This is a genomic window from Halomonas sp. E19, assembly GCF_052439355.1.
Classification (GTDB): domain Bacteria; phylum Pseudomonadota; class Gammaproteobacteria; order Pseudomonadales; family Halomonadaceae; genus Halomonas.
On sequence record NZ_JBNFWU010000001.1, the window covers coordinates 1228655 to 1254238 of the forward strand.

General features: G+C 67.1%; 21 protein-coding genes and 5 pseudogenes. 5 read left to right on the forward strand and 21 right to left on the reverse strand.

Going from position 1 to position 25584, the window contains the following annotated elements; genetic code table 11:
- Nucleotides 1-38: 38 nt before the first annotated feature.
- The 3 genes and pseudogenes from rraA to acnB form a co-directional block, all read right to left on the reverse strand.
- Nucleotides 39-527, reverse strand: coding sequence for a ribonuclease E activity regulator RraA (rraA, locus tag ACUDAL_RS06575; RefSeq protein ID WP_444677569.1), 489 nt, complete (start codon nt 525-527; stop codon nt 39-41).
- 121 nt (nt 528-648) lie between these two features.
- Nucleotides 649-1379, reverse strand: a pseudogene (locus ACUDAL_RS06580) (porin family protein).
- A 253-nt stretch (nt 1380-1632) separates the two neighbouring features.
- Nucleotides 1633-4235 (reverse strand): annotated as a pseudogene (acnB, locus tag ACUDAL_RS06585) (bifunctional aconitate hydratase 2/2-methylisocitrate dehydratase).
- 233 nt (nt 4236-4468) lie between these two features.
- Between acnB and ACUDAL_RS06590 the strand changes: the two are divergent.
- From ACUDAL_RS06590 to ACUDAL_RS06605, 4 genes are all read left to right on the forward strand, one after another.
- Nucleotides 4469-4945 (forward strand): DUF1289 domain-containing protein, encoded by a 477-nt coding sequence (locus ACUDAL_RS06590; protein ID WP_444677570.1) that lies wholly within the window; start codon nt 4469-4471, stop codon nt 4943-4945.
- A gap of 72 nt (nt 4946-5017) precedes the next feature.
- The gene (locus ACUDAL_RS06595) at nt 5018-5632 is read left to right on the forward strand and encodes a tRNA-(ms[2]io[6]A)-hydroxylase (RefSeq protein ID WP_444677571.1); all 615 of its coding nucleotides are present in this window, start codon (nt 5018-5020) and stop codon (nt 5630-5632) included.
- 28 nt (nt 5633-5660) lie between these two features.
- Nucleotides 5661-6515, forward strand: a complete 855-nt coding sequence (locus ACUDAL_RS06600; RefSeq protein WP_444677572.1) for an AfsR/SARP family transcriptional regulator — start codon at nt 5661-5663, stop codon at nt 6513-6515.
- 145 nt (nt 6516-6660) lie between these two features.
- On the forward strand, nt 6661-9600 hold the full coding sequence (locus ACUDAL_RS06605) for an ATP-binding protein (protein WP_444677573.1): 2940 nt from the start codon (nt 6661-6663) through the stop codon (nt 9598-9600).
- 60 nt (nt 9601-9660) lie between these two features.
- Here the strand turns inward: ACUDAL_RS06605 and ACUDAL_RS06610 are convergent, their stop codons facing one another.
- Genes ACUDAL_RS06610 through queC form a run of 4 tightly spaced genes read right to left on the reverse strand, consistent with a single transcriptional unit; the run spans nt 9661 to nt 12162 of the window.
- Nucleotides 9661-9966 (reverse strand): YkgJ family cysteine cluster protein, encoded by a 306-nt coding sequence (locus tag ACUDAL_RS06610; RefSeq protein WP_444677574.1) that lies wholly within the window; start codon nt 9964-9966, stop codon nt 9661-9663.
- Nucleotides 9963-10808 carry a 6-carboxytetrahydropterin synthase gene (locus tag ACUDAL_RS06615; protein WP_444677575.1) on the reverse strand — a complete coding sequence of 282 codons (846 nt, stop codon included), beginning with the start codon at nt 10806-10808 and terminating at the stop codon, nt 9963-9965. The genes ACUDAL_RS06610 and ACUDAL_RS06615 overlap by 4 nt, the downstream gene beginning before the upstream one ends.
- On the reverse strand, nt 10808-11452 hold the full coding sequence (gene queE / locus ACUDAL_RS06620; RefSeq protein WP_444677576.1) for a 7-carboxy-7-deazaguanine synthase: 645 nt from the start codon (nt 11450-11452) through the stop codon (nt 10808-10810). Before queE ends, ACUDAL_RS06615 begins: the two co-directional genes overlap by 1 nt.
- Nucleotides 11452-12162, reverse strand: a complete 711-nt coding sequence (gene queC / locus ACUDAL_RS06625) for a 7-cyano-7-deazaguanine synthase QueC (protein ID WP_444677577.1) — start codon at nt 12160-12162, stop codon at nt 11452-11454. The genes queE and queC overlap by 1 nt, the downstream gene beginning before the upstream one ends.
- Nucleotides 12163-12387: 225 nt before the next feature.
- On the opposite strand from queC, the pseudogene trhP reads away from it, so the two are divergent.
- Nucleotides 12388-13802 (forward strand): annotated as a pseudogene (gene trhP / locus ACUDAL_RS06630) (prephenate-dependent tRNA uridine(34) hydroxylase TrhP).
- An 85-nt stretch (nt 13803-13887) separates the two neighbouring features.
- On the opposite strand, the gene ACUDAL_RS06635 reads toward trhP, so the two are convergent.
- From ACUDAL_RS06635 to ACUDAL_RS06700, 14 genes and pseudogenes are all read right to left on the reverse strand, one after another.
- Nucleotides 13888-14448, reverse strand: a complete 561-nt coding sequence (locus tag ACUDAL_RS06635) for a GGDEF domain-containing protein (RefSeq protein WP_444677578.1) — start codon at nt 14446-14448, stop codon at nt 13888-13890.
- Nucleotides 14418-15428 carry an HDOD domain-containing protein gene (locus ACUDAL_RS06640; protein ID WP_444677579.1) on the reverse strand — a complete coding sequence of 337 codons (1011 nt, stop codon included), beginning with the start codon at nt 15426-15428 and terminating at the stop codon, nt 14418-14420. The genes ACUDAL_RS06635 and ACUDAL_RS06640 overlap by 31 nt, the downstream gene beginning before the upstream one ends.
- 144 nt (nt 15429-15572) lie before the next feature.
- Nucleotides 15573-15808: pseudogene (locus ACUDAL_RS06645) on the reverse strand (DUF2789 domain-containing protein).
- 92 nt (nt 15809-15900) lie between these two features.
- Entirely contained in the window at nt 15901-16953 is a 1053-nt protein-coding gene (locus ACUDAL_RS06650; protein WP_444677580.1) for an asparaginase, read from the reverse strand.
- A 77-nt stretch (nt 16954-17030) separates the two neighbouring features.
- A complete protein-coding gene (locus ACUDAL_RS06655; RefSeq protein ID WP_444679328.1) occupies nt 17031-17597 on the reverse strand; it encodes an efflux RND transporter periplasmic adaptor subunit in 567 nt (188 codons plus the stop codon).
- Between the two features lie 715 nt (nt 17598-18312).
- Complete coding sequence (locus ACUDAL_RS06660; protein ID WP_444677581.1) at nt 18313-19095, reverse strand: ABC transporter permease; 783 nt, start codon at nt 19093-19095, stop codon at nt 18313-18315.
- Nucleotides 19013-20362, reverse strand: a complete 1350-nt coding sequence (locus ACUDAL_RS06665) for an ABC transporter permease (RefSeq protein WP_444677582.1) — start codon at nt 20360-20362, stop codon at nt 19013-19015. The genes ACUDAL_RS06660 and ACUDAL_RS06665 overlap by 83 nt, the downstream gene beginning before the upstream one ends.
- Nucleotides 20329-20607, reverse strand: coding sequence for a hypothetical protein (locus ACUDAL_RS06670; RefSeq protein ID WP_444677583.1), 279 nt, complete (start codon nt 20605-20607; stop codon nt 20329-20331). Before ACUDAL_RS06670 ends, ACUDAL_RS06665 begins: the two co-directional genes overlap by 34 nt.
- A gap of 4 nt (nt 20608-20611) precedes the next feature.
- Nucleotides 20612-21103, reverse strand: coding sequence for an ABC transporter ATP-binding protein (locus tag ACUDAL_RS06675; RefSeq protein ID WP_444677584.1), 492 nt, complete (start codon nt 21101-21103; stop codon nt 20612-20614).
- A 35-nt stretch (nt 21104-21138) separates the two neighbouring features.
- The gene (locus ACUDAL_RS06680; RefSeq protein WP_444677585.1) at nt 21139-21327 is read right to left on the reverse strand and encodes an ATP-binding cassette domain-containing protein; all 189 of its coding nucleotides are present in this window, start codon (nt 21325-21327) and stop codon (nt 21139-21141) included.
- A gap of 252 nt (nt 21328-21579) precedes the next feature.
- A pseudogene (locus ACUDAL_RS06685) lies at nt 21580-22738 on the reverse strand (MFS transporter).
- A gap of 47 nt (nt 22739-22785) precedes the next feature.
- The gene (locus tag ACUDAL_RS06690) at nt 22786-23322 is read right to left on the reverse strand and encodes a hypothetical protein (protein ID WP_444677586.1); all 537 of its coding nucleotides are present in this window, start codon (nt 23320-23322) and stop codon (nt 22786-22788) included.
- 117 nt (nt 23323-23439) lie between these two features.
- The gene (locus ACUDAL_RS06695; protein ID WP_444677587.1) at nt 23440-24747 is read right to left on the reverse strand and encodes a DEAD/DEAH box helicase; all 1308 of its coding nucleotides are present in this window, start codon (nt 24745-24747) and stop codon (nt 23440-23442) included.
- A 171-nt stretch (nt 24748-24918) separates the two neighbouring features.
- Nucleotides 24919-25503 (reverse strand): PqiC family protein, encoded by a 585-nt coding sequence (locus ACUDAL_RS06700; RefSeq protein WP_444677588.1) that lies wholly within the window; start codon nt 25501-25503, stop codon nt 24919-24921.
- Nucleotides 25504-25584: the final 81 nt, after the last annotated feature.

The window sequence follows — 25584 nt, forward strand, 5'->3', positions numbered from 1 at the left end:
GCAAGGGGCGGGTGCCACCCCTCGCTCACAGCTTGGACTTAGCCTTCCAGGGCGAGGCGCTCCTCGGCTACCACGATGCCGTTGTTGTCGGCATACAGCCACTGGCCCGGACGCAGGGTCACGCCGGCAAAGGTGACTGCCACGTCGCGCTGGCCCTCGCCGCGCTTGTCGCTCTTGCGCGGATGCGAGCCCAAGGCCTGCACGCCGAGATCCGTGTCGGCCAGTACGTCCACGTCGCGCACGCAGCCGTACATCACCACGCCGGCCCAGCCGTTGTCGGCGGCCTGCTCGGCGAGCATGTCGCCCAGCATGGCGCAGCGCTGTGAGCCCCCGGCATCCACGACCAGCACGGCGCCTTCGCCGGGCTCGGCGACCGCCTCCTTGACCAGCGAGTTATCCTCGAAGCACTTGACGGTGCGCACCGGGCCGCAGAAGGCCTCGCGGCCACCGTAGTTGACGAAGATTGGATCGAGGACCTTGACCTCGGGGTGGGCATCGCAGATATCGGGCGTGATGATGGCGCTCATTGCCGGGCTCCTTGCCGTTGAAGGGTGCTGGCATGATGCCACACGCTCGGCGGGCCCGGCGCTCGTCGATTCGTCGCAGGACGACGCCGTGGTGACGGCGTCGGTGGCGTGGGGTGATGGGTTAGAAGCGCAATCCTACGGACGCGGTAAAGGAATCGATGGTGTAGTCGCTGTCGAAATCGTAGCGCTCGTACTCGGCGCGCAGCATCACCGGGTGAAAATTGAATTGGGCGCCGAGCCCGTAGACGGGGTCGAAGCCATCCTGATCGCGCAGCTCCAGGCTTTCATCGCCTAAGTTGCCGGTGACCGTCGTGTCCCAACTGGCCGCCCCGACCTTGGCGAAGGGGTAAACCAGGAGGTGACCGGAAGCTGGCCCACCAGGCTGGCGCCGTACGCCGTGGAGTCGAGATCGGCGCTGCCGCCATCGCGTCCGCGCAGCTGCACGCGGCCAAGGTCGGCATAGAAGATCTCTGCCGCCACATAGCGGTTGAATTGATACCCGGCAAACCCTTTCCAGGCGTTGTCGTTGTCATCGATGCTGAAATGACGCGCCCCGCTCTCGATGAAGTTGTCTACCTCAGCGCGGTCGTTCTCCAGTGAGCTGAAGCCGGTGCCCAGGCCCAGGTAGGCGTAGCGCTCGTGGGGTGAGCCGGCCATGGCGCTGCCGGCCGCCACCAGGGCAGCGCAGGTAAATGAAGCGGTGAGCAAGAGGCGAATGGTCATGAGCATGCTCCTTGAATCCCTTTGCTGACGAAATGTCCCTTTTCGTTTTTTGCATGAGCCCATGTCGCTGTCATTTATGATTCTGTCATTTATGACGCTGTCATTCATGTCACTGTTATTCATGCTCATGCTGGTTATTTAAAGTTAGCCGGGCGGCGCTGGCCGCTCAAGCCGGGGCGCGTAACCAAAGGTAGTGGGCCGAGCGACAGCGGGCGAAACCGCCCACGTCGGGTCCGGAAGGAAAACAATAACGTGCCCTGTATAGAACCAAAAAAAGCGCCCTGCGAGAGGGCGCTTCGTTCATCGGCTCCGGCGCCTGGAGGCCAGGCGCCTACGATGTTGCGAGCATCGGAGTCGAACTTGATTCTATCAAGATCGGGTTTCAGGCTTCCTGAGCGACCGGGATCACGTTGGAAGCGGCGTTCTGATACTCCTCGATCTCATGGAAGTTCATGTAACGATAGATCTCGCCGGCCATGGCGTCGAATTCGCCCATGTAGCGCTGGTACTCCTCGACGCTGGGCAAGCGGCCTTCAACCGCGGCCACCGCCGCCAGCTCCGCCGAGGCCAGGTAGACGTTGGCGCCGTCGCCCAGGCGGTTGGGGAAGTTGCGGGTGGAGGTCGAGACCACGGTGCTCTTGGCGGCAACGCGGGCCTGGTTACCCATGCACAGCGAGCAGCCCGGCATTTCCATGCGTGCGCCGGCGCGGCCGTAGATGCCGTAGTAGCCTTCCTCGGTCAGCTGGTGCTGGTCCATCTTGGTCGGCGGTGCCAGCCACAGGCGGGTCTTCAGGCTGCCGGCCGGCTGCTTCTCGAGCAGTTTGCCCGCGGCGCGGAAGTGGCCGATGTTGGTCATGCACGAGCCGATGAAGACTTCGTCGATCTTCTCGCCGGCCACTTCGGACAGCAGGCGGGCGTCGTCCGGGTCGTTCGGCGCGCAGAGTACCGGCTCCTTGAGCTCCTCGAGGTCGATCTCGATCACCTCGGCGTACTCGGCGTCGGCGTCGGCACGCATCAGGCTCGGGTTGGCCAGCCACTCCTCCATGCCCTGGATGCGGCGCGAGATGGTGCGCTTGTCGCCGTAGCCGTTGGCAATCATCCACTTGAGCAGGGTGATGTTGGACTTCAGGTACTCGGCCACGCTCTCCTCGGACAGCGTGATGGTGCAGCCCGCGGCGCTGCGCTCGGCGGAGGCGTCGGAGAGCTCGAAGGCCTGCTCGACGGTGAGATCCTCGAGCCCTTCGATCTCCAGCACGCGGCCGGAGAAGGCATTCTTCTTGCCCGCCTTGGCCACGGTCAGCAGCCCCTGCTTGATGGCGTAGTAGGGGATGGCGTGGACCAGGTCACGCAGGGTGACGCCCGGCTGGCGCTTGCCCTTGAAGCGCACCAGCACCGACTCCGGCATGTCCAGCGGCATCACGCCGGTGGCGGCGGCGAAGGCGACGAGGCCCGAGCCGGCCGGGAAGGAGATGCCCAGCGGGAAGCGGGTGTGCGAGTCGCCACCGGTGCCCACGGTGTCGGGCAGCAGCATACGGTTGAGCCAGCTGTGGATGATGCCGTCGCCCGGACGCAGCGAAACGCCGCCGCGATTCATGATGAAGTCGGGCAGAGTGTGGTGAGTTTCCACGTCGACCGGCTTCGGGTAAGCGGCGGTGTGGCAGAACGACTGCATCACCAGCTCGGCCTGGAAGCCCAGGCACGCCAGGTCCTTCAGCTCGTCGCGGGTCATCGGGCCGGTGGTGTCCTGGGAGCCCACGGTGGTCATCTTCGGCTCGCAGTACATGCCCGGGCGCACGCCCTCCATGCCGCAGGCCTTGCCGACCATCTTCTGGGCCAGGGTGAAGCCCTTGCCGGTGTCCTTGGGCTGTTCGGGCAGGCGGAACACGTCCGACTGGGGCAGGCCCAGCGACTCGCGTGCCTTGCCGGTCAGGCCGCGACCGATGATCAGCGGGATGCGTCCGCCGGCGCGCACCTCGTCGAGGATCACCTGGGTCTTGAGTTCGAAGGTGGTCAGCACCTCATCGGTGCCGTGCTTGCACACCTTGCCCTCGTAGGGGTAGACGTCGATGACATCACCCATCTCGAGCTTGGAGACATCCATCTCGACGGGCAGGGCACCGGCATCTTCCATGGTGTTGAAGAAGATCGGCGCGATCTTGCCGCCGAAGCAGAAGCCGCCGGCGCGCTTGTTGGGCACGTTGGGGATGTCGTCGCCGAAGAACCACAGCACGGAGTTGGTGGCCGACTTGCGCGAGGAGCCGGTGCCGACCACGTCGCCCACGTAGGCGACCGGGAAGCCCTTGGCCTTCACCTCTTCGATCTGCTTGAGCGGGCCGGTGGTGCCGGGCACTTCGGGCACGATGCCTTCGCGCTCGTTCTTGAGCATGGCGTTGGCGTGCAGCGGGATGTCGGGGCGCGACCAGGCGTCGGGCGCGGGGGAAAGATCGTCGGTGTTGGTTTCGCCCGGCACCTTGAACACGGTGAGGGTGATCTTCTCGGCCAGTGCCGGCTTGGACAGGAACCACTCGGCCTCGGCCCAGGACTGCATGACGTCCTTGGCCACGGCGTTGCCGTTCTTGGCGCGCTCTTCCACGTCGTGGAAGGCGTCGAACATCAGCAGGGTGTGCTTGAGCTGCTCACCGGCTTCCTTGGCCAGCGCCTCGTTGTCGAGCAGCTCGACCAGGGTGGCGATGTTGTAGCCGCCCTGCATGGTGCCCAGCAGCTTGACAGCGTGCACCTTGTCGACCAGCGGAGACGCTGCCTCGCCCTTGGCGATGGCGGTGAGGAAACCGGCCTTCACATAGGCGGCTTCGTCGACGCCCGGGGAATGCGATTGGTCAGCAGGTCAAGGATGAATTCCTCTTCGCCAGCGGGCAGGGCCTTCAGCAGCTCGACCAGCGCGGCGGCTTGTTCGGCATTCAGGGGCTTCGGCGGGACGCCCTCGGCGGCGCGTTCTTCGACATGTTGGCGATAGGCTTCAAGCACGTTGGGGCCCTCATCTGGTGTGTTGCCCAAAGCGGCGCGATACGGCGATGAACATCCGCGAAATTACCGCTTTGGTTGGGGAAACAACCGTAGTCACTGGGTGGCGCGATTCTACGGCAAACTGTCGACAATGTTAAGTTGGGCCCGGTTCCGCTGCCTTGAACTTTGGTCGTCGCGATGTTGCTCGGCTACAGCGTGCCTCCGCCCGCGCCCCGCGTTAACATAGGTTGCCCATGAAAAAGTACGAAGCAGAAGGGCGCGGTGATGCCATGAGCGAGCGTGTTTCCTCACCCTGCGTCGGGCTCTGCTCGACGACCCTGGGCGATCCGATCTGTCGCGGGTGCCAGCGTAGCGATGCCGACATCGTCGGCTGGTTTGCCATGACCAGCGAGCAGCGCAGTGCCCGCATGCTCGAGCTGGATGGGCTGCGCGAGCAGGTGGCGGCGAGGTACCTGCGTATCGTCGATGCCGAGCGCCTCACGGCGCAGATGACGCAACACCGAGTGCGCTTTCGGCCCGAACAGCCGCCGCTTTCCCGAGCCATCGAACTGCTGCGGGTCGGGCGCGGTCGGATGCAGACGCTGTCCCGCTATGGCCTGCAGGCCCGGGGAGACGCCGCGAGCTGGAGCATCGTCGAGCTGCACGAGCGCCTGAGCGAGGCCTTGTTGCAGGAAGCCTTGCGTCAAGGCTCGCCTGGCCCGCTCCGCTGACAGGTCCGGCTGCGCCCTCTCTGCCTCGTTGCCTGAACCGAGTGAGACCCTATGCACGACACCCCGGATATGATGAGTCGCGATTCCCTGCTACCGGCGGATCTGCTTGCCTTTCTTGCCTGCCCCACGCCGGATGCCTGGGTGGCCTGGGCGCTGGACAATCCGGAGCTGTTGCTGATCGACCACGCCCAGTGCGAGAAGAAAGCCGCCTCGACGGCCATGAGCCTGCTTTATCGCTACGTCGACCAGCCGCTGCTGCTGACCAAGATGTCCCAGCTGGCCCGCGAGGAGCTGCTGCATTTTGAGCAGGTGGTCAAACTGATGGAGGCGCGCGGCATTGCCTACCGCCACCTGAGCGCCTCGCGCTATGCCGAAGGACTGCGCAGGCATCTTCGGCCTCAAGAACCCGAGCGGCTCGTCGATATTCTGATTATCGGCGCCTTCATCGAAGCCCGCAGCTGCGAGCGCTTCGCCCGCCTGATACCGCACCTGGACGACGAGCTTGCCAAGTTCTATCGCTCTCTGGTTAAGTCGGAAGGGCGTCATTACGAAGATTACATAATGTTGGCGCGACACGTCGCAGCTGAGCCTATCGACGACCGGGTAGCCTTTTTCGCTGAGCGGGAAGCTGAACTGATCGTCGCGCCGGATGAGGCGTTTCGTTTCCATAGTGGTGTACCCGTCTGAGGGTGCCACCCTCGCCACGCAGGGTTACATGATGCAGGACGCTACCGTAGAGAAACCTGACAGCGACTGGGACCACCTGGCGCTGTTCGGCCAGTTTTCCCTCATGCTCGGCGATGACCTACTGACGCAGTTCAGCTACGACAAGGTCAAGGCCTTGCTGGTCTATCTGCTGCTGCACACCCAGCCCGTCAATCGGGCGAGCCTGGCGGAACTGCTGTGGCCCGACCAGGGCCTGTCCTCCGGACGCACCAACCTGCGCCACGCCCTGCACTGCCTGCGGCAATCGCTGGGCGAAGAGGCGGAGCGGGTACTGGTGGTGTCGCGCCAGACCATCGCCTTTCGCAAGCCCGACAATTGGCGCTTCGACCTCCACGAGCTGCAGCAGCTGCTCGACGCGCCGAGCGATGTTACGACCCTGGAGAAGCTGCTCAAGCGCTATCGCGGCGATCTGGTCGAGGAACTGCAGCTGCCCGCGTGCACGGAGTTCCAGCGCTGGCTGGTGCAGTTGCGCAACGAATGGCGGCAGCGGGTGATCCGCTTCGCCGAAGAGGTGCTGGACCAGCACGACGACGTGCCCGTCGACCTGCTGCAGGCGCTGGTCAGCCGCTTTTCCGGTTACGGCCCGTTCCACGAGCGCCTGGTTCGCCAGTTGGCCGAGCAGGGCCAACTGGCGGCCGCCCACGAGCAGTACAACGCCTACCTGCAGCTGCTGGCGCTCTCCGGTCAGCAGCCGGAACCGGTGTTCCTCCAACTGGCGCGCCACTGGTCCGACGGCAGCCCAGACCTGCAGCGCCTCTCGCCCCAGGGGCCTTCTCGCGCACCCTGGCAGCGGGCAGCTCGCCGCTGCGCGAAGATGAGATCGAGCAGCGCCAGCTTTCGGTGATGGCCATCCGTCTGCGGGTGAAGGGGGATTTCTCCGCGCGCGACGAGACCCGCGCCTGTTTGGCGCTGCAGATCGAGCTGATGCGCTGGCTCGAGCAGCAGTGTCATCACCTGGGCGGCTTCTGGCTGCCGGGTGCCACCGGGGGTTGGGCCTGGCCTGCTTCGGTACCCATGGGCCGGCGCACCAGTTGGCCGAGCTGGTGGCCCTCTACGAGCACTGCCGTCGTGTGCTGCCCGACGAGGTGGCCCGCCATTGGTCCGGTGCCGAGGAGCCACCGCGCATTGAACTGGCGGCCGGTCTCAACAGCGGACGGGTGGTGTACCTGCCTGAGCGGCAATTGGTCGACCCGCTGGGCCAGGTAACCCAGGGCTCGCTGGAATTGATGAGCGCCGCCGAGGGCAGCGAGCTGGTGATCTCCCAGGAGGCCAGCCAGCACATGCCGCCAGCGCTGGACCTGCAGCCGCGCCTTTCATCGCGGCTGGTGGCGAGCGATGGCCGGGTGCGCCTGCGTGCCCTGGTGCTGGGTCACAACGAAGGTGGCCGCGACGCCATGCCGCCGAGCCTGGTGGGACGCGAAGGGCCGCTGCGCACGCTGCGCGACGCCCTGGCGAGGGCGGGCATCGGCCTGCGCCAGAGTGTACTGGTGCGCGGCGCCTCGGGCATGGGCAAGTCGGCCCTGATGGTCGGCTTCCGCCAGTTGGAGCTGAGCCGTGATGCCGCCATCTGCTGGCAGCCCACCACGCGGCTCTCGGTGCTGGAGCCCTATGGCGTGGCGCGCACGCTGCTGCGCTGGCGGCTGGGCGGTGAGCTGAACAGCAAGCGCCTGCGTGGGCTGCTGCAGGAGTCGGCCGAGCTTTCCCTGAGCGAGGAGCAGTTTGCACTGCTGGAAGAGGCGCTCGGCGTGCGCGAGACGCCTGAGGTGTCGCGGCTGGCCAAGAGCGGCGAGGCCGCCGAACTGGTCGTGGCGCTGCTGTGCCGGGTGATCGAGCGCCAGGCGATGGAGCGCACCCTGGTGCTGATGATCGACGACCTGCAGTGGCTCGACGAGCCCTCGTTCCGGGTACTGGCCGGGCTGCAGGCGCGGCTGCCGATCAACTGTGCCTTCCTGCTGGTGGCCAGCCATCATGGGCGCGAGGCGCTGCCGACGCGGCTGCACTGGGATCAGCAGCTCTCGCTGGGACATCTCGACGCCATGCAGTCGTCGCGGCTGTTGTCGCAGCTGGCCAGGCGCTATCGGCTGCACCTGAGCCCACGGCTGCGCGGCCAGATCATCGAGCGCTGCGACGGCGTGCCGCTCTACATGCAGGAGATCTGCCGCCGCCTGGAGATGGATCGTCGCGAGGGGCGCAGCGTGCACCTCGATGAACTGCCTCGGGGGCTGCTGGGACTGCTGGCGGGGCGCATCGACCAGCTCGACGGTGATCGCGAGGTCGCCCATGTTGCCGCCGTTCTGGGCCGGCGTTTCCGGCTCGATTTCCTCGCCGAGTGCAGCGGCTGGGAAATGGCCTCGCTCAACCGTGCCCTGGAGCAGATGCGCCGGCTCGAAATCATCGAGCCCGCCGGCGGTGAGGGTAACAGCCGCGAGTTCCAGTTCAGCCACCTCTTGCTGCAGGAAGCGGCCTATCTCTCCTGCCCGCGCGACGTTCGGGTGCGTATCCACCGCCAGGTGGTGAGCCTGATCGAGGAGCGCTTCCCGGCCTGGATCAGCCGCCATCCGGGCGACTTTGCCACGCATCTGCGGCGCAGCGGACACTACGCGCGCGGCGCGCGCTACTTCGAACTGGCGGCACGCGAAGCGCTGAAGGTGAGCGCCAACCGCACGGCGCTGAAGATGGCCGACTTCGGCCTGGCCAGCCTGCGCCACGTGGAGGACCAGGCCGAACGCGAGATCAGCCTGCTGACGGTGCGCGGCCAGGCCGCCTTCGCCCTGGAAGGCCATGGCTCGCCCACGGCCCACGAAAGCTTCGTGCGTGCCCGCGAGCTGCTGGTGCAGCACGAAGGCTGCCAGGCCGAGGAGGCCGAGGATCTGGAACAGGCCTTTCTGGTCAAGTGGGGGCTATGGGTCGGCTGCAGCCAGCGCCATGCCCATGCCGATGCGTTCTCGCTGGCTGCCAGCCTGGCCGCCATCGCCAGCCGTCTGGAAGACCCTCGCTATCGCCGGCTGGCGGACTATGCGCGGGCCAACTGTGAATACTGGGCCGGGCGCATCGGCCAGGCGTTTGATCACCTCGACGAGATCGCGCCGCTGGAGCAGCCGATGATGATCGAATGGCTGCCGTTCTCGGAGCATCCCCAGGTCGCAGCTGCCTGCTTCCAGGGCTGGGCCGTCTGCCTGCGCGGCGACTATCGGCGCGCCGAGCAGCAGGTCGAGGCGGCCATTCGCCTGGCCGAACGGATCGGCCACCCCAGCTCGCTGGCCATGGCCCTGCTGTTCGCGGCGGCGCTCTATCGCCAGCTCGGTCACGTCCACCTGGCGGCACGGCGCGCCGAGCAGGCCGTGACGCTGACTGAAACGCCGGACCTGCATTTGTGGCAAGTGTCGGCTCAGGGCATCCTCGGCTGGCGCCGGGCCCTGTCGGGTGACCGTGACGGCCTGGCGCTGGTCGAGCTGGCGGTCGAGGAGTTGGGCGAGATCACCGGCAGGGATCGCTACCACCGGCCGATCCTGTGGTTCAGCGACGCCTGCGTCGCCCTGGGCGAGCTGGTGCGCGCCGAGGACTACCTGGATCAATCGCTGCTGATCGCCCGCGAGCGCAGCACGCTATTCGTGCCGGAGCTGGCGGTGCAGCTGGCCCAGGTGCGGCACCGCCTTGGGCGCTCGCGTGACGAGGTGCGCCGGCTGGTGGAGCAGGCTCTGGAGTGCTCCCGCCAGCACGACAACCTGCACCAGGAGCTGTGCGCGCTGGAGGCCTGGCTGACCCTGGTGGACGAGCATGACGAACAGGCCCGCGAGCAGCTCCGGCGCCTGCTGAACGGCGTCAGCCACAGCGATGCGCCTGTGCTGGTGCGCTGGCGCATGCTGCTGGATCGGCGCGAGGTCTTGGCGGTGGGTGCAGAAGGGCGGCTGACGGTGGACGGCTCCTAGTCGACGGATACGCCTCGCCGAATGCCTATCCTGGCGAAGGTCAATCGGCGCCGCCGTGGCTTACCGGGTGTCGGCTTCCAGCAGGGCAATGCGCTGCATGGCATCGCCCTGGCTGGTGCCACACAGTTCGGCGTCATAGTCGAAACGGCGGCACACCTCGGGCCGCTCTGGGGCACCGAACAGTCGGCACAGGTTATCGGCATCGAGCTGCAGGCAGCGCATGCCGGCGGGTTTGCCAGACGGCATGCCAGGGATGGGCGAGCTGATCGAGGGCGCGATGCAGCAGGCGCCGCAGCCGGGGCGGCAGCCTGGTACAGTGGCGTACGACTCGCCAGGCTCGACCTGGGCGGTGCTAACGAAGGTCATGGCTTGTGCTCGGCAATGGCGCCCTTGTCGATACCTTCGAAGGCCTGGACCCGCGTCGCGCTGCCGGTCTCCTCGGCGATCCGGCGGGCCAGCCAGGCGGCGATGTGTTCGACCGTGGTGGGAACGTCCATCACGATGCAGCGTTCCATGGGCAGGCGCAGATGGAAGCGACCCTGTTCGGCACGATAGCGGCTGGTCAGGCTGTGGCGGCACTCCTGCTCGGCCTGGGGCGCCAAGTCCGCCTGGTCGATCAAGTAGCGATCATTTAGCCAAGTTGCCCAGCGAGCCTCAAGGGCAGGGCAGCGTTCGCCGCGCTGCCAGATATGCAGCCGCGAGCGATGGCCATGGGCGATGCGCTGACAGTTGCCGGCGTGTCGCTTGAGGCCGTGGCTATAGGTGTAGACGGCGCCCTCGATGGTCTCCTCGCGCAGCCGCAGGCGCAGGTCGCTGACCCGGGAAGGAGGGCGCTTCATCAGTTCGCGGCTCAGGAAGCTGGCGAGCCGCAGCGGGGTGATCTCCGCCCAGGGCAGTAGGGTAAAAGCCTGCCGCGGCGCGCGCACCTCCATGGGGTAGGGCAGCAGCGTGCGAACGCTGAGCCCTTCGCTACATTCGCTGATGGTGACCCCGGGCGCATGGCTCGGCACCAGCAGGGTGTGATCGGCACCGGCATCGAGGCGCGACTTGATCCACGGCTTGACCAGGCCGAAGTCGAACAGCATGCCGTCCTCACCGAGCTCACCATCCAGCTCGACATCGACCAGCCAACTGACACCGATCAGCCCGCGTTGCGGGCACCACAGCGACGCGTCGAGCTGGCTCAGCCGGTTGACGAATAGCGTCATCAGTCGATCCCCGTGATCTTGTGGGTCTGCAGCGAAAGGCGCCACTGCGGATGCGCCAGGCAGTAGGCCAGGGTGGCTTCCAGGTGTTCGCGGGAGCCCGGTGCGGCGGGGTTGTCCATGGGCTGCAGGAAGAAGTGCTTGAACTCCAGCTCCGCGAAGCGCTCGGGCGGTGCCTGCCGCTGGGGGTAGACCAGCTTGAGCTCATCGCCCGAACTCAGGGCCAGCGGTGCATCGCCCTTGGGGCTGACGCAGAGCCAGTCGATGCCCGCTGGTGCGGGCAGGGTGCCGTTGGTTTCTACCGCCACGTCGAAGCCTCGGGCATGCATGGCGGCAATGAGCGGGGCGTCGAGCTGCAGCAGCGGCTCGCCTCCGGTGAAGACCACGTAGGGCGTGGCGACGCCGCAGGCGCTGGGCCACAGCGCCGTGAGGTGCTCGGCCAGTGCCGTGGCGCTGGCAAAGCGGCCGCCGTTCTGACCGTCGGTGCCGATGAAGTCGGTGTCGCAGAAACGACAGGCGGCGCGTTCCCGGTCCGCCTCGCGCCCCGACCAGAGATTGCAGCCGGTGAAGCGGCAGAACACGCTGGCGCGCCCGGTTTGCGCCCCTTCCCCCTGCAGCGTGTAGAAGGCTTCTTTGACGTGGTACATCAGGCGTCGTCCTCGGCGAGATCGGGGCGCGGAGCATCGCTGGCATACGCCAGCGGGTCGACCACCCCGTTGGCGGCGAAGGCGGCCAGGCGCTCGCGGCAGCTGCCGCAGCGCCCGCAGGCCAAGGGGTCGCCGCGGTAGCAGGTCCAGGTGTCGGCGTAGTCGAGGCCCATGGCCAGGCCGTCGGCCAGGATCTCGGCCTTGGTCGAACGCAGGTAGGGAGCGTGGATCTCGACGCGTTCGAAATTGGCGATGGCCGCCACGGCATTCATCGCCTCGACGAAGGCGGGCCGGCAGTCGGGGTAGAGCACGTGATCGCCGCCGTGGGCGCCGTAGTCGACGCGGCACGCCCCGATGTTCACCGCCTTGGCGATGGCCAGCGAGAGCAGGATCATGTTGCGGTTGGGCACCACGGTGGCGGTGAGGTTCTCCTCGCCGTATTCGCCGTCGGGCAGCTCGCGGCTGGGGTCGGTCAGCGCTGAGCCGTCGACCAGGCCGTGAATGGCGCGGATGTCGATAACCTGATGGGCGACGCCGAGCCTGCGACAAACGCGTTTGGCTACCTCCAGTTCGCGGGCGTGGCGCTGGCCATAATCGAAGGAAAGGGCGGACACCGCGAGTCCTTCGCGCAGGGCGCGGTGAAGCACGGTATAGGAGTCCATGCCGCCGGAGTAGATCACCACGGTGGCGGGGGAGTGCGGTTGGCTCATGCTGGGGCTCTGTCGCGGAGAATTTGTCAGGTCTCGCCTGGGCGAGGCACCGGGATCCGGTCCGGCGCGGCCAGTCTACCGGCTGGGGCGAAGGCTGGCCAGGCTCTGCCGTAGTTGCTAGACTTTTCGCCCCTCTTGCCTGCACCAGGGCGCTTCCTGACGTTGCCGAGCGCATACGCCACCCCAGAAGTGCCGAGCGTGCCATCGTCCTGACAACGGTGACCCATGAAAGCTCCCGAATTGCTCTCCCCGGCGGGGACGTTCAAGAACATGCGCTATGCCTTTGCCTATGGTGCCGACGCCGTCTATGCCGGCCAGCCGCGCTACTCCTGCGTGTGCGCAACAACGACTTCAAGATCGACAATTTGCATCGCGGCATCGCCTATGCCCACGAGCAGGGCAAGCAGTTCTACGTGGCGTCAAACATCGCGCCGCACAACAGCAAGCTCAAGACCTACCTGCGCGACATGGACCCGGTGATCGAGGCCGGGCCGGATGCGCTGATCATGTCCGACCCGGGGCTGATCATGATGGTGCGCGAGCGCTGGCCCGAGCAGGTGATCCACCTGTCGGTGCAGTCCAACGTGGTCAACTGGGCGGCGGCCAGATTCTGGCAGGCGCAGGGGATCAGCCGCATCATCCTGTCGCGGGAGCTGTCGCTTGAGGAGATTGCCGAGATTCGCGCCGAATGCCCCGATCTCGAGATCGAAACCTTCGTGCACGGTGCGCTGTGCATCGCCTACTCGGGCCGCTGCCTGCTTTCCGGCTACTTCAACCACCGCGACCCTAACCAGGGCACCTGCACCAACGCCTGCCGCTGGCAGTACAACACCGTGGCCGCAGCCCAGGACGAGACCGGCGACCTGGTGCCGGCCAACTCCGCGGCGGCTCATGCGGGAAGCGGCGTGTGGACGCCGGGCCAGGGCGGCCTGATTGCATCGGGCAGCGGCAGCGCGAACTACAGCACCGCGACGGCCGGCGGCGTGGAAGGGCAGGACGAGCTCTCTGCGCTGATCGAGGATGCCACTCGCCCCGGCGAGCTGATGCCGGTGTTTGAAGACGAGCATGGCACCTACATCATGAACTCGAAGGACCTGCGCGCCGTGCAGCATGTGCCCCGGCTCACCGAGATGGGCGTGACCTCGCTGAAGATAGAGGGTCGCACCAAGTCGCACTACTACGTGGCACGCACCGCACAGGTCTACCGCCGCGCCATCGACGACGCCGTGGCCGGGCGCCCCTTCGACATGCGCTTGATGGACGAGCTCGACAACCTGGCGAACCGTGGCTACACCGAGGGCTTCTACCGTCGCCACGTCCACGACGAGTATCAGAACTACGAGCGTGGCAATTCAGTGGGCGTGCACCAGCAGTTCGTCGGCGAGGTGATCGGCTACGATTCGGGACGAGGTGTGCTGGAAGTCGAGGTCAAGAATCGCTTCGAGGTAGGTGACGGCGTGGAGTTGATGCTGCCCGGTGGCAACCGGCGCTTCACCCTCGAACATATCGAGAACAAGCAGGGCGAGGCCGTGCAGGTCGCGCCCGGCTCGGGCCACGTAGTGCGCATTCCGGTGCCCGGCGAGGCCATTGCGCCTGAGCGCATCGAGTTTGCCCTGCTGATGCGAGACCTGCGGGGCTAGCGAAACGTTTCGATGACCATATGCTTATGAAATGCGGGCGGCCAGTGGCCGCCCGTCGTGTCTGTCCCGTCGTATCTAAGTAGCACTAGGGAGACGTGCCGGGGGCCGGCGTGTCCGACAGTGGCGGGGCGGAACCCGCATGGTGACCCACGCCGTTGCGCCCGCTGTGCTTGATGCCATACATGGCCTGGTCGGCAGCGTCGATCATGGCCTTGGCGTCGAGGAAGCCACGCCCTTCGTCCAGCGAGGCGATGCCGATGGAGGCGGTCACGCACAGCGGCTCGCCTTCCGGTTTGGCCAGCGGCTGGGTGGCCAGGTAGTGGCGAATGCGATTGGCCAGTGCGGTCGCCTGGCCGTGCCGGGTGTTGGGCATGATGATGAGGAACTCTTCTCCGCCATAGCGACCGGCGAGGTCATGCTCCCGCACCATGGACGCCAGGGCCGTGGCGAAGCGTACCAGGACTTCATCGCCGAAGCGGTGGCCGTAGCGATCATTGATGCGCTTGAAGTGGTCGAGGTCGATGAACATCAGCGACAGCGGGTGCGCGCACCGCCTGGCGCAGTCGAACTGACGCGTCAGCTCCTGCTCGAGCCAGGCGCGGTTGGCCAGCCGGGTCAGGTGATCGAGGCGCTGCTGCTCGTCCATTTCGGCATGGCGGGCCTGCAGCGTCTCCAGCTCCTGCTGCTGTTCGGCAAGGCGCGTGCTGAGGTTAAGGTTCTGCTGGAACAGCAGCTCCTTGGCTTCCGCCAGCAGCAGCGTGCTGTCGCGCTCGGGGGCGCGGTGATCTCAAACAGCCGAGCCATGGTGGGCAGGCGCTGCTCCAGCGCCTGCACCACCGAGACCAGCATGGCGATATCGAGTGTTTCCAGGGCGGCCAGGCGACGCATGAGCTTGCTCAGCCGGCCGGCAGCTTCGTGAGAGAGCCAGAAGTCGGCGATCAGTCCTGAAAGGCGTAGGCACAGGCGCCTGGGGTCGCCGTCTCGCAGTGGGCCGTGGCTTTCGTGGATGGCAACGGCCAGGGAAAGAGGCACACCCCAACTGGCCGCAAGCCAGGCGCCCACCACGCTGTGGTCGCAGCCATAGCGCAGCTGTTCGGCGTCGCGCAGAGCTGCGTGGTCGCGCAGCCCGGGGATGTGTTCGGCATAGCTGTCGCCATCAATCGCTTCGAAGGCGAGGATGCCGATATCCTGCAGCAGCGCGGCGGTGAACAGCGAACCGGCGTCGCCGGGGCAGAGCGATTGGGCCAGCTGCTGGGCGGCCGTGGCGGCAATGATGGCGCGCTGGCAGAAGTAGTCGTACTCCAGCGGCCCCGAATGGGTGCGGGGCAGACCGAAGCTCATGGCAGTAGCTAGGGTGGCATCGAGCCCGATTCGCGACACGGCATCGCGGCTGGTGGCCACCGGGCTTCCACCCCTGGCATAGAGCGCGCTGTTGGCCAGGCCGATCAGACGCAGCGTCAGCGCAGGGTCCTGTTCGATCGCCTTGGCGAAGTCGGTCAGGCAGGGTTCTGGAGAGCGGGCGATCATGATCACCCTGAGCGCGGCGGCGGGCAGGCTGGGCAGGCTGCGGCAGTGCAACAGCCGCTCGCGCAGGCCTTCCGGCAGGGGGCAGGTCGGTGGGCACATTTCCCTGTTGGGCCGCTGGAGCGGACGACGTCCTATCGAACGACATGATGGTTTCTGTCCATGTGGTTTACGAGCTACCCCCGCACGCTATCCTATCCCCGCGCCCTATCCTATCAGAACGAAACCGCGCGAGTGACTGATTGGCTAGCGTTTTCTCAAGGAGGCGTCGAGGTGATCGACGACCTCTGCCCAGTCGGCGTCTTCCTCGAGAGCGGCATGCAGGAAGTCGGCCTGGGCCCGGTTCCAAAACGAGGCCTGGTAGATCGCCAGCGTATCCGGCAGGGGGCATGTTGCTCAATAAAGGCCTGGATGGATGCTGCGTCGGAGGGGAGGCCCAGCTGCTCGAAGAGTTCGCTGAATCGATGCACGGGTTGTTCCATGTGATCGCTCCTTGCAAGTCGGCATGCCATTAACGTAGACCTTGACGAAGGGCATTGCGCCACGCTCGGGGGCGAGGCGTCAAACGTTAGTTTCAACGCTCGCCCACCAGGGGCGTGAGGAAGCGTCGGCGCCGCTCTTCCGTGGGCAGGGGCTGGGCAAGCAGATGGATCAGCTTGGTCATGGCCGCCTCGGGCGTCATGTCGTCGGCCGACATTACCCCGGCCTGTCGCAGGCCTTGGCCGGCGGCATAATGGCCTGGCGCAATACCGCCGACCGGGCACTGGCTGACGGCGGCAAGCAGCTTGCCTTCGCCCGTGGCCTGCGCCAGCACGCCGAGCAGCGCTTCGTCGGGCGCTATATTGCCCCCTCCCCACACTTCCAGTAGGGCGCCCTGTACCCGCGCTTCTCCCAGCCAGGCGGCCAGCTGCCACGCTTGGATGCCTGGCCATAGGGCAATGCGCACTACGCCGCCCTGGGCAAGCGGGGCGTAGTCCGGCTGTTCGAAGCGGGGTGCACCGCGCTGCTGCGCTTCCAGGCCGCGGCCGGGGTAGAGCACCGCATCTTCGCCGACGCGTTCGCCCAGCAGCGGGTAGTTGGGACTCGCAAAGGCGTCGGGGGCCTGGCTGTGCAGCTTGCGGGTGCGCACGCCGCGCATCAGCCGACCGGCAAAGGCCACGGCCACCTCCTGCAACCGGGGCTGCCCGGCGAACCGCAGCGCCAGTTCCACGTTGTCGCGGGCGTCGCTGCCCTCGGCTTCAAGCGGCTGCATGGCGCCGGTGACTACGACGGGGCGGTCGAGCCCCTGTAACTGGTAGGCCAGGCTCGCCGCCGTCCATGCCAGGGTATCGGTGCCGTGCAAAACCACCACGCCGGCATAGTCTCCCACCGCCTTAGCGACGACGTCGCCGAGGCGGCGCCAGTCCAACGGCGTGGCGGCGCTGGAGTCGATGGGGTGCGGCATCTCGTGCACGGTGAAGTCGGGCAGCGCCGCCTGGCGTGAAGGTGGCAGGGTCGCCAGCGCTCGCCGCAGCCTGGCCTCGATGTCGCTGCCGGGGACAAGCCCCTGGGCGCTTGGAAGCATGCCCAGCGTACCGCCGGCGTAGAGAACCAGAAGAGTGCGACCGGGAGTGCTGGGCGGTGCCATGGGGCTTTCCTCGTGCCTGAAGGAGTGGGAGGCGGCCATGATACCCGTGCTGGCGCCTCGGCTCATCCCGCTTGCGTTCAATCCTGACGGGCGACGCGCACCCCGTCGTCGACCCGCTCGCCAGGGTGGTTGACGATCAGCTCGCCGGGCTCGAGGCCTGATAACACCTGGGTGACCAGTCCCTGGCGGCGACCGATTACCACGGCGCGGCGCCAGGCGCGCCCTTGATCGATGGCGAAGACATGCCATTCTCCTTGGTGGCGGAACAAGGCGCTGGTGGGTACCTGGAGAATACCGTCGGCTTCCCACAGCACGAACTCTGCCTCGATGCGAAAGCCGCTGCCAAGCCCATGCGCCTGCGGGGTGAAGTCCGCTTCGAAGTCGACGATGACCGGAACTCTTTGCTCGTCGACCCCGAGCGCCGAAATACGCGTGAATCCGGCCGGTTCGACTCGGCGCACCTGGCCGTCCAGGGCGTCGCCGCCCCAGCCGGTGAGCCGCACCGGCATGCCGGGCCGCAGGCGTACGGCGTCCATGGAGAGCAGGTCCACCTGGATTTCGAGGTCGCTGGGGCGGCCAAGCTCGAGGATGGGTTCGCCGGCGGCGACGCTGCCTTCGCAGCAGCGATAGCGGGACAGTACGATGCCCGAGACAGGGCCCGGACCTCGAGCTCCGGAATATCGCCGGGGGCGATCCGCTGGCCGCTGGCGACGTCGAGCAGGGCGCGTGCGCTCTCCGCTTCGAAGCGCGCCACTTCGACGCCCGACGAGGCAGCGTTTTCAAGCGCCACCAGGCGGTCGCGCTGGTTACGCCGCTGCTCGAGTTCGGCCGTCGAGACCAGGTTGCGCGAATGCAGCTGTTGGTAGCGGCGGAACTCCGCTTCGGCAAAGCGGCGGTCGGCCCGCACGGTGTCCAGGTTGGCCTCGGCGGTGCGCAACCGTGCCTGGGCCGCCTGAAGGCTGTCCTCTGCCTGTTGGCGGGTGCGCGCATCCAGCGCCGGAACCGGACTTGGTTCCAGTCGAAACAGGGTCTCGTCGGCTTCCACGGGGTCACCGACCTCGAGCGTGACGCGCTGCAGGAAGCCGGCGATCGGTGCCGAGACATTCCAGGTGTCGCGCAGCCGGGTGCGGCCCTCTTCTCTTACCGATTCGGTAAAGCGCCCCGCGGCGACGGTAGCCGTGGTGACGGGCACGGCCGTAGGCCATAGTGCCCAGGCAAGCAGCGCGACCAGGCTTATCGTCACGAGGGTGAGACCGAGGCGGGGAATCCAGCGATTCATGGGGTGCACTCCTCGTTATTCGACGGCTTTCAAGGCGCCAAGCATGTCGAGCCGCCCCAGGCGCCGTACCACCAGTAGCGCTACGATGCCCGAGGCGGCGATGACGCCGAGGGCGGCAAAGCCGAACGCGTAGGGGTCAGGACCAGGGGAATGCGAAACAGGTCGTTGCTGAAGGCCTGGTTGAGCAGCAGGGCAAAGCCTGCACCGATAAGCCAGCCAAGCGGAATGGCGGCCAGGGTGAGCAAGGCGATTTCACCGAGCAGGATGCGCGACACCTCCCCGCGGGTGTAGCCCAGCACTCGCAGCGTGGCCAGTTCGCGCGCGCGTTCGGCAAAGGCGATTCGCGCATTGTTGTATACCACGCCGAAGGCGATGGAGCCGGCCAGCGCAACGAAGATCATGGCAAAGGTGAGCACGGTCTCGTCCATGTACTCGCGAATGCCGCGCTCGGCATCGGCCAGTACGCCGATGGCGGCCACTCGCGGCATCGCCTGCAGGGCGTCGTTGAGAGCGTCACGCTCGCGGCTGTCGACCAGCAGCCAGGCCCCGCTGAGCGTCGGCCCTTCGCCCAGCAGCGCATTGAGACGTGGCAGCGGCAGGTAGGCGCCGACCCCGATGGGTTCATCCACCATGGCCGCAAGCGGAAGGCTGAGACGCTGGCGGCGCCCCTCCATCACCTCTACCTCGATGGTATCGCCGAGCTCAAGGCCGAGCTGTTCGGCGAGAAAGCGCGTCAGCATCAGGCCGTCGTGCGGCAGCGGCTGGGGGCGGCCCTGGCGGTCAAGTACCTGGCGTAGCGCAGGCTCGGCCGGTAGCCCGAGCAGCGCTGTACGGTAGTGACGGTGCTCGTGGCGCAGGGTCACGGCGACCCGTCGCCACGGCTCCACGGCGAGGACGCCCGGCAGGTGATGCAGTTCCCCTACGGCACGGCTGGCGGTGGGGTCGCTGAAGGTGAGCTCCATGTCCATGCGCAGCACCTTGCCATACTGCAGGTCGAGCATGCGTTCCACCGCGCTTAGCTGGTAGGCCCCCATCAGCAGCAGGCCGGCGGACAGGGCGATGCCGAGGGTCGAGAGCAGAGCTTTGCCCGGGTGGCGCAGCAGGTGGCGCAGCACGATGCGCGCCTCGTTGCTGAGCAGCGCGCCGGCCCGCGAGCGCTCGAGCCAGGTGCGCTGGAAGTGCTGGGGGTAGGTGGGCGCATTGCCTCGGCCGGCGGCTCTCGTACGGCGCGCCACACCGCTTGCCAGGTGCCTGCCAGGGCGGCCAGGCCGGCGACGAGAAAGGAGAGCGCCAGCGCCCAGGGGGCACGCGAAAAGGCATGGCGGGGAAGCGGAAATAGTCGGCGTAGAGCCCGGCGAGCCCGCTGGCCGCCCAGGCACCGAGGACCACGCCCAGCGCCCACCCCAACGCTGTGATCAGGCCCGCCAGCAGCCCGTAGTGGAGCGCCAGTTCGCGGTTGCGATAGCCGAAAGCCTTGAGCATGGCCAGCGGTTCGCGCTGGGTGAGAATGATGCGTCCCATCACCACATGCAGCAGAAATGCCGACACGGTCAGGAAGATCGCGGGCAGGATGGTGGCCTGGGCACGCTGCTGGCTGAGCTCTTCCTCGAGGAAGCGATGCGACTGTTGATCATGGCGGGTCTGGGTGCCGGTCGTGCCGTAGCGGTCCAGCAGCCCGTCGAGCCGGTCGCTGACGCTGGCCACATCGGCCCCGGGCTGAACGCTGACCAGCAGTTGGTTGAAGGCGCCGTCCATGCCGAAGGCCTGGGCCAAGGCGCGTTCGTTCAGCCACAGCGTGGCGTAGCGCAGGTAGTCGGGCAGCAGATCGGTAGGTGCTGCCTGGTAGATCACTTCCGGGCTGCGCGCGATGCCGCTGATCTGCAGGCGCGCGTAGCGCCCATTGATGATCGCGACGACCGTATCGTCCGGCTGCAGGCGGTGAGCGCGGGCAAAAGCGTCGCTTACCACCGCCTGGTCGGCACGCCCGGCTTCCGGCAGGCTGCCGGCCAGCAGGTGCAGCCGGTTGAGCAGCGGCTGACGCCCATCCGGGATCGACAGGGCCAGGCCGCGTATCGGCTCGTCGAAGCCGGGCACGTTCAGGCGCAGCGGTGCACGCACACGGGGCAGCACGCGGCTGACTCCTCCAGGGTTGCCAGCTCCTCCACCAGCCGCAGCGGCGCCCGCTTCACGTCGACGAACAGGTCGGCATAGTGGTACTCGGCGTAGAAGCGTTCCTGGGCGCGGGTCAGCGACTCCAGGGTCGTCGCCGAGAGCACCAGGGTCATCACCCCGCTGGCGATCACCGCAGCGATGGCGAGGGCCTGGCCCTTCAGGCGCAGCAGGTCGCGCAGCAGCTTGCGGTGCAGGGTCGCCATTGGCTCACCAGCGCAGCGTGGCCGGCGGGCGGCGCAAGGCATTGGCATGCATGGCGTCGATCTTGCCATCGCGCAAGCGAATGACCCGGTCGGCCATGTCGCCGATCACCTCGTTGTGGGTGATGATCGCCAAGGTGGTGCCGGTGGTGCGGTTGATCGCTTCGAGCACTTCGAGCACGCGGATGCCGGTGCGCGAATCGAGGGCGCCGGTGGGTTCGTCGCAGAGCAGGACCGCCGGGCGTTTGGCGATGGCACGGGCTATAGCCACCCGCTGCTGCTCCCCGCCGGAGAGCTGCGAGGGGAAGTGGTCGAGGCGCTGCTCGAGGCCCACCATGGCAAGGGCTTCCTCGGGCGGCAGCGGATCGCGGCTGATATCGGTGACGATGGCGACGTTCTCGCGTGCCGTGAGGCTGGAGATGAGGTTGTAGAACTGGAAGACGAAGCCAACATGGTGGCGGCGAAATTCGGTCAGCTGGCGCTGGCTGGCGTGGGTCAATGCCTGCTCCCGGTAATGCAGGCTGCCTTCGCTGGCTACGTCGAGTCCCCCAGGATATTGAGCAGCGTCGACTTGCCCGAGCCCGAGGCACCGAGCATCACGACCAGCTCTCCGGCATGCAGGTCCAGGTCGATGCCGCGCAGCGCCTGGATGGTGACGTCGCCCATTCGATAAAAGCGCTTGAGGCCTCGGGCCTGGAACACCCGCACTGGCGTGTCGCTCATGGTGACCCTGCGTTGTCGTGCCGAAAGGCGGTGGCGGCGTGGCGAAATCTGCCGATGGCCAGGCTCGAGCCTGACCATTTTCGCGCTAGCCAGGCTTGTGTTGAGCCTAGCACGGTGCGCCGGGCCGTCGGTGTTGACCTATATCAACGCTGCGTGGATGACAGGCTGAAGCTCATGCCAGGCTGTGGCGCTCCAAGCGCTCCAAGCGCTCCAAGCGCTCCAAGCGCTCCAAGCGTCCGTGGTGTCGGTCCCCTAGCGCGTCACCAGCCGCCCCTGGTCGTCGATGTCGAGCCTGCGGTTGCGGCCGGCAAACAGTGCCAGCAGCGCCGCGGCGGCAACCACCGCGAGCAGTACGGCGGTGATCACGCCGAGGTCGGCGTTGAGTTGCAGCAGCACACCCACGGCCAGCGGGCCCATGGCGGCAAGCGTATAGCCGCCGCCCTGGGCCAGGCCCGACAGCTTGCCGGCGAGTCGCGAATTGGCCGTGCGCAGCACGATCAGGCTGAGGGCCAGGCTGAAGCTGCCCCCTGGCCGAGCCCGAGCAACACAACGCCGACCCAGCGCCAGCCCAGCGGCCCCTGCAGTAGCAGCCACAGGCCGGCGGCGATGCAGCCCAGTACCAGCAGCAGAGCCGGTCGCTGGTCGCGGCTCAGCCGGGCGAGCCAGGGAGCGCCCAGCGCTGAGATCAGCTGCACCATGACCGAGGCGCCCATCAACCAGCCCGCTTCCGACTCCCCGAAGCCGCGCTTCTGAAGCAGCGCAGGCAGCCAGCCGAAAACGATGTAGGCCAGCGAGGATTGCGTGCCCATCAGCAGTGTGACCTGCCAGGCCAGCGGCTGCGACAGCAGGCCGCGTATGGAACCGGCGCTGCTGGCGGCCGTGGTGGCTTGCGGCGTGCGCGGCATCAAGAGCCGCCAGGCCAGCAGCGCCATGGCCGCCAGCAGCGCCCAGCTCATCAGGCTGAGGTGCCAGGACCCCAGCAGGTTGGCCAAGGGGATGCTCAGGCCGGCACCCAGCGCGCCGCCGAGGCACAGTGCCATGGTGTAGACGCCGGTCATGAGGTCGGCGCCGGCCGGCAGTTCGCGCTTCACCAGGGCGGGAAGCAGGGTGCCGGCCACGCCGATGGCGCCGCCCACCAGCACCATGCCGCCGAACAGGGCGAGCACGGAAGGGCGCCGCGCAGCAGCAGGCCGAGAATAAGCGCGATGAGGGCCAGCGACAGGGTGTTCTCCGCCCCGAGCCGCTTGGCCAGCCAAGGCGCGAGGGGAGCGAAGATGCCCAGGCACAGCACCGGTAGGGTCGTCAGTGCACCGATCGCCAGCGGCGTAAGCCCCGTGTCCTGCTGGATGCGCAGCAGCAGGGGCGCCATGGAGGAGAGCGCGGGGCGCAGATTGAGGCCGACCAGCACCATCAGGAAAAAGAACAGCAGGATACGCCGCGAGTCGGGCCGCACGTCAGTCATGATTGCGCCAATCTCCATGCTTGGCTGGGAATGGGCGGGTTGGGGACGCGGTGGGCTCGCGTGGCGCCAGCAGGAGGGCTCCCCGTCGTCATGTAGAGCAAAGGCGATGTTGCCACGGGCATCCGCAACCTGGGCCTGGCGGCGGATCTCGGAGACATCCTCCACGCTGACCAGCGGTGCGGAGATCCTGGGGGCGGCGGCTTGGCCACCAGCCGTCCCTCATAGGCCCAGCAGCGCTGGGGTACCTGGGATACCAGCCAGCGGCTGCCGCGCCACATGGCCTCGCCGTGGGTTTCCAGGGCTAGGGACTCCACCGGCACCAGGGCGGCGAACAGCCGGGCATTGAGCACCGGGCCGCTGCCGCCCAGCGTCACGGCACCCTGGTAGCGGTCTTCGTGAAGGCTGGCCACTACGTCGCTGCGTCTGGTCTCGGGAAGCACGCTGCCCTGGCCGCACAGGTGAAGCAGATCGCGATCAATCTGCTTGATCACCCAGACCGGAATGGGGTGCTTTCCGGTTAGCCACCTCAACATGAATCGCCCTCCTTGGCTGAGACATATCCGAGCACCTGCATGGCGGACACCTTCTTCAGCGTTTACCGATAAGCCGCCTACCTTCCCATATCGGCGTGCCGCAACCAAGCGCCATGGTCAAGCGCGCTGGCTGCGTCCGCGACTGCGCCGACGGCGAGGGGCACGGGCATCCCCGTCGTTGGTACTGCGCTCGCTGCGGCCCTGGCGTGCGCCCTGGCCGGCAGTGGCGCCGTTGCCGTTGCGGCGCCCGCGGGAGTTGCGTCCGTTCTCGATCGGTTCGGGCTTGGCGTTCGGGTCGGGCTCGAAGCCCGGTTCGATGCGCTTGTCCAGGTCGCGCTTGATCAGCCGCTCGATGCCTTTCAGCAGCCCGTGCTCGTCGATGCAGACCAGCGAGATCGCCTGACCTTCGCTGCCGGCGCGGCCGGTGCGGCCGATGCGGTGCACGTAGTCCTCGGCCACGTTGGGTAGCTCGAAGTTCACCACGTAGGGCAGTTCGCTGATATCCAGGCCGCGAGCCGCGATGTCGGTCGCCACCAGCACCTGAAGCTCGCCCGACTTGAAGGCGCCCAGGGCTCGGGTACGGGCCGACTGGCTCTTGTTGCCATGGATGGCCATGGACGGGATGTCTTGCTTCGAGAGCTGTTCGGCCAGGCGGTTGGCGCCGTGCTTGGTGCGGGTGAAGACCAGCACCTGGTGCCAGCGGTGTTCGCTGATCAGATGGGCCAGCAGCTCGCGCTTCTTTTCCCGGTCGACCCGGTAGACCGACTGGTCGACGGTCTCGGCCGTGGTGTTGCGGCGGGCCACCTCGATCTTTTCCGGGGCATCCAGCAGGCGGTCGGCCAGGGCCTGGATCTCGTCGGAGAAGGTCGCCGAGAACAGCAGGTTCTGGCGCTTCTCGGGCAGCACCCGTAGCACCTTGCGGATGTCGTGGATGAAGCCCATGTCGAGCATGCGATCGGCTTCGTCGAGCACCAGAATCTCGACCTTGGAAAGGTCGACATGGCGCTGCTGATGCAGGTCGAGCAGGCGCCCCGGCGTGGCGATGAGGACATCCAGGCCGGGACGGATGGCGTCGACCTGGGGCTGCTGGCCAACGCCGCCGAAGATGACGTGGCTGCGCAGGGTCAGGTGGCGACCGTAGTCGGCGACGCTCTCGCCGACCTGGGCGGCAAGTTCACGAGTGGGCGTGAGCACCAGGGCGCGTACCTGGCGCGGGCCGGGGCGGGGGCCATCGGCTAGGCGCTGCAGCATCGGCAGGGTGAAGCCGGCGGTCTTGCCGGTGCCGGTCTGGGCGCTGGCCAGAAGGTCGCCGCCCTTGAGAACGGCGGGAATGGCCTGGCGCTGGATGGGGGTCGGAACGGTATAGCCCTGTGCCTCAACGGCACGGAGCAGTTCGGCACGCAGGCCGAGGTCGGAAAAGGTCATGCGGTCTCCGCAGATACGCCCTCGCCCTGTCATGGAAAGTCCATGACCAGTCCCGGGCCAAGGCGTGAAAAAATCGGTTCAGGGGCGCGGCAGGAGGGACCACGAGTCGCCGCGTCTGGATATTATGCCAGCTTATTGTTCGCGCTGCAGCTTTTTGCCGCGGCGCCCGCCTCAGCGGGGCAGGCGCCGCAGCGCCGTGGCGATGTCGTCGGCGACGCCGTCCCAGCTGCGGCCCAACGCGCGCACCAGCGCGGGGTAGCCGTCATCGCTTAGCTCGGTCAGCACCTGGAAGCGCTGCATTGCCAGCACCTGGCCCTGGTCATCGAGCATCTGCCATTGGCCGCCGGCCTCCGCTACACCGTCGTAGCGGCCCTGGAAGGTATCCACGTCGAGGCGCAAGCGCAGGGCGCCGCGCTGCCCCGCGCCGCCGTCGTCGCGCAGGATGCGCGTCTCGGGCAGACGCTCGGCCAGGCGTGCGCGCAGGCCGCGCTCGAGCTGACGCCCCAGCGGCTCGGCCCACAGGTGCTGGCGGGCGGCATGCAGCGTGATGTCATCGAGCTGCAGCACGATGCCGTCGACGTCGAGGTAGTGCGCCAGCCTTGGCGGCTGTACGACCAGCACCTGCTCTACATTGCCAGCGGCGACGCCCGTAGCGGTGGTGCCTGGCAGCATGAAGCGTTCGGCAGGCGCAGAGGGGCTGGCGCAACCGCTCAGCAGGGCGATCGCTGCCAGGCTGAGCCAATGAATGGGCCTCATGCGCTGCTTCCTTCAAGGTGGCGAATACAGCCTTCGCTGGATCGGGTCATCGCATTTCTCCTTGCTTCCTATGGCTCAGTG